General features: G+C 43.2%; 3 protein-coding genes. All 3 read left to right on the forward strand.

Annotation, left to right across the window (positions count from 1 at the left end):
* Window positions 1-1,758: TonB-dependent receptor domain-containing protein (locus tag VN105_RS17455; protein WP_325642814.1), on the forward strand; the 1,758-nt coding region annotated here is incomplete at its 5' end.
* A 43-nt stretch (window positions 1,759-1,801) separates the two neighbouring features.
* The gene (locus VN105_RS17460; RefSeq protein WP_325642815.1) at window positions 1,802-3,154 is read left to right on the forward strand and encodes a RagB/SusD family nutrient uptake outer membrane protein; all 1,353 of its coding nucleotides are present in this window, start codon (window positions 1,802-1,804) and stop codon (window positions 3,152-3,154) included.
* Window positions 3,155-3,242: 88 nt separating this feature from the next.
* On the forward strand, window positions 3,243-4,312 hold a 1,070-nt coding region (locus tag VN105_RS17465), incomplete at its 3' end, for a TlpA disulfide reductase family protein (RefSeq protein WP_325642816.1).

The raw sequence follows: 4,312 nt of genomic DNA on the forward strand, positions 1-4,312 counted from the left end.
GGCGTAGATTTAACTACTTATCAATTTTATAGTTCTTTGATGCAGCCAACTAACCTGCAGAATTATAATTTTAATGCCGCATTTCGTATTTCCTATAAATTGTTTAAGGGCCTTACAATTAGTGCCAACATGGGCTATAACCGGAATAGTACCAACGAAACTTCCATAAACCCCGGCGTGGCGCAGAACCCGATGTATATTAACAGGCAAGCCAACTTTTCTGTTAACAATTTTCAGACGATCAATATAGAACCACAAATTAATTACAACAGGAATATTGGTAAAGGTAACTTAAGCGTGTTAGTGGGTACTACTTATAAAAAAAATACCAATAATTCAACTTACACAACGGGGCAAGGGTATTCCAATGATAATTTTCTGGGGTCAATTAACGGCGCTCCTTCAGTAAGCGCTATGGATGCCTCCAACATTTACAGGTATAGTGCAGGTTTTGCCCGGTTGAATTATATCTATAACAGTGAGTTCATTCTTAATTTAACGGGCAGGCGGGATGGTTCCAGTAATTTTGGCCCGGGGCACCAGTTTGGTAATTTTGGCTCCATTGGTGCAGGTTGGATCTTTTCCGAACGGGAAGGGATTAAAAAGCTATCTCCTGTATTGAGTTATGGTAAAATATCAGGCAGCTATGGAACTTCCGGCTCCGATGGTATAAAGGCATATCAATACCAGGCACTATACGCGGGCTTCCCGCCTTATTTGCCAAATTTCCAGGGTATTAATCCAAGTTATCCGGTTAATCTTTACAATCCTGATTACAGCTGGGCATTAAAAAGATCCCTGAACATAGCCCTGGACCTTGGTCTTTTTGACAACCGTCTTTTATTTAACACTACTTATTACAGGAACCGGGAAGGCAATCAATTGGTAGATTATCCTTTACCCATACAGGTTGGTAAGTCATCAGTATTGGGGAATTTAAATGCTACTGTTCAAAACCAGGGATTTGAGTTTTCGATCAGCTCAACCAATATTAGAAAGAAGAATTTCTCCTGGAAATCCAGTTTTAATATTTCATTTAATCGTAACAAACTACTGGCGTTTCCTGACCTGGCAAGTTCTTCTTATGCGAATGTGTATGAAATTGGTGAACCAACTTCTATCATCTATGGGTATAGGTATAAGGATGTAAATCCTAAAACAGGTCTTTTTGAATTTTACGCAAAAGATGGAACCGTTACTTCCAATCCTGTATATGGCCCGGCCTCAACTGGTGGTGACCAGGTTCCGATAGGCAACCAGGAAATAAAATACATGGGCGGCTTAGGCAACACTTTCACCTGGAAGCAATTCAGCCTGTATATTTATTGCCAGTTTTCCAGCCGGAACGCGCCCAGCTACCTGGCCGAGATATATAATTCCAACCAATTGGGTTTTGCCCATAATCAACCTGTGGCGGTATTGGATAATTATTGGAAAGAAGCAGGAGATGTTAAGCAGTTACAGCGTTTGGGAAGTAGCTATAGTTCTGCCGTTGTAGGCCCTGCGCTGAGGTTTGCACAATCAAGCGGCGTTTATAGTGATGATACCTACCTGCGTGTAAAAACGGTTTCATTATCGTACCAACTGCCCGATGCCTTTTTGAGTAAAGCGCATATGAAAGGAGCAAGTGTTTTCGCAAACGCACAAAATCTACTGACGTTTACAAACTATAAAGTGGGTGATCCGGAAACTCCCGGTTCAGTGGCCACTTTTCCTGTACAACGTATCCTGGCATTTGGTTTAAATCTCAAACTTTAAGAAAATGATCATGCTTTTTGATATAAAAAAAATAATGACCGGTATGTTGATAGCAGCCGTATCATTGACATCCTGCAAGAAATTAATCACGATCCCTTCCAATCCGCCTTCATCTGTTACACAGCAACAACAGTTTGCGGATAGCGCAACAGCCATCACCGCTGTTGCCGGCGTGTATGCCTATAATACAGGTAACGGTTTTGCATATACCAGTGGACAATTAACCACTGCCTGTGGTCTTTCGGCGGATGAATTGTCATACAACAATACAGACGATGTGCAGCAATTCTTTAGCTATAACCTCACACCCCTGAACAGTGGTATTACTACCTTATGGGGATATCCTTACCAGGGTATTTACCAGGTGAATGCAGTGTTGAATGGTATTACCGGCAATGCCAATTTCTCTACAGCCTTCCGGCAGCAGATCTCGGGTGAAATGAAAGTGGTACGCGCACTGTACTATTTTAATATGGTGAACCTGTTTGGAGGCGTACCACTGGTTACTTCAATATCCTATCAGGAAACACAGCGTTTACCCAGGTCCTCCGCTGCGGACATTTATAAACAGGTGATGGCAGACCTTACAGATGCAAGCATGAAACTAACAGCCGGTTACCCATCAGCAGGACGGGCCCGCCCCAATTTATATACAGCTATCGCATTGCTTGCTAAAGTTAATTTATACCAGGGCAACTGGCAAAGCGCTTACAATGAGGCTGATTCGGTGATTAAGTCAGGTCTTTACAATCTGACGAATACACCCTTAACCGGCGTATTTCTCGAAGGCAGTGCCGAAGCCATCTGGCAGATTCCCGGAAATCAGGGTAATTATGGGGTGTCAGATGCACAGCATTTTGTTCCTAATTACCCCGGCGCTATTCCAAATTATATATTAACAGCCTCCTTGCTGGCAGCCTTTGAAACCGGAGACAAACGTTTACAGAACTGGGTTGGATCATCCACCGTAAACGGCATAACAATTTATTATCCGTATAAATATAAAAACGTGGTAGCAAGCAGTACACCTACTGAAGATCAGATGATCCTGAGATTAGCTGAGATGTATCTTATCCGCGCTGAAGCGGCTGCGCATCTGAACCACCTGACGGATGCCCTGGCGGATGTGAATATTATACGCGCCCGGGCCGGGTTAGCTGCAAGTACAGCAGATCCTGCATCGCAGGCAGCTGTATTGAATGCTGTTATGCACGAACGCCAGGTGGAGTTTTTCTGTGAATGGGCCAACCGCTGGTATGATCTGAAAAGGACGGGAAGGGCAGAAACGGTGCTTGGTGCTGTAAAGACTGGTTTTAGTGCGGATGCCCAATTATATCCTATCCCGCAGGCGCAAATACAATTAGATAACTTACTCACGCAGAATCCGGGGTATTAAAGTATTCATTTACTAACAATAATTCATTTCCAGGGTATTAATCATGCCCTGGATGGTGACTTTTATTTACAACAAATCAGCATGTCATATGAAAAGAAAGAATTTATTAAGCGGTATACTGCTTATAGGACTGTCTTCGCTCCACTTAATAGCGCTGGCCCAGAATACAATACTTTCCGGCCGGTTGAAGGGCTTAGCCGGTGCCAACGTTGAAATTAGCTACAGGAAGAACGGTATATTCAAAATTGATACTATTAAATCCGTGAACGATAATTTCACCTGGAAGGCCAATTTAAGTGAACCGCAGTTAATTGGACTGACAATAAATCATAACGGCAATTTCTTCTACGCAGAGCCGGGTCATATGAAGCTTACCGGGGTTAGAGATTCTACAGAATCCTATATCATCACCGGTTCTCCAACGCAGCAGGATGCACACCAGTTAGGGATAACCCTTGAAAAACTGACAGATCAGCAAAACCGGCTGCATGCCGGATTTAAGGATGGTGCTATAAAAGAGAAAACAGTATTAGATCAGCAACTGGCTGATCTTCAAAAGCAAAAGGAGCGTGTGATAAATCAATTTATAGCCAGTCATCCCAAAAGTTTCTACAGCCTGTGTCTTATAGAACAGCAAACCTCGTTTGGTGCTGACTACAACGAGATAAAACGCATGTACGGAGGGCTTGATAAGTCGGTAAAACAAACTGAATCAGGCAAAAAACTTGCCCATACCCTGGACCTTTTGGAGAAAAGCCGGCTGGGAAAACAGATGCCGGACTTTATGCAGCGTGATACCAGTGGAAACCCGGTACGGTTCAGCGATTTTAAAGGGAAATATGTATTGGTGGATTTTTGGGCCAGCTGGTGTGGGCCCTGCCGCGCAGAAAACCCCAATGTATTGAAGGCATACAACGCATTTAAAGACAAAGGATTTATTGTTATCGGCATTTCACTCGATGATAAAGCCGCCAACTGGAAAAAAGCGATCCGTGATGATAAAATGCCCTGGACCCAGCTATCAGATCTGAAAGGATGGAAGAATGAGGTATCTACCGATTTTGGTATAGAGTCTATTCCAAGTAACCTGCTGATTGATCCGTCCGGAAAAATTGTAGGAAAGAATCTCAGGGGCGCCATGCTGGAAGATAAACTGAA

Source organism: Chitinophaga sp. (genome assembly GCF_035564935.1).
In the GTDB taxonomy this organism is placed as follows: Bacteria; Bacteroidota; Bacteroidia; order Chitinophagales; family Chitinophagaceae; genus Chitinophaga.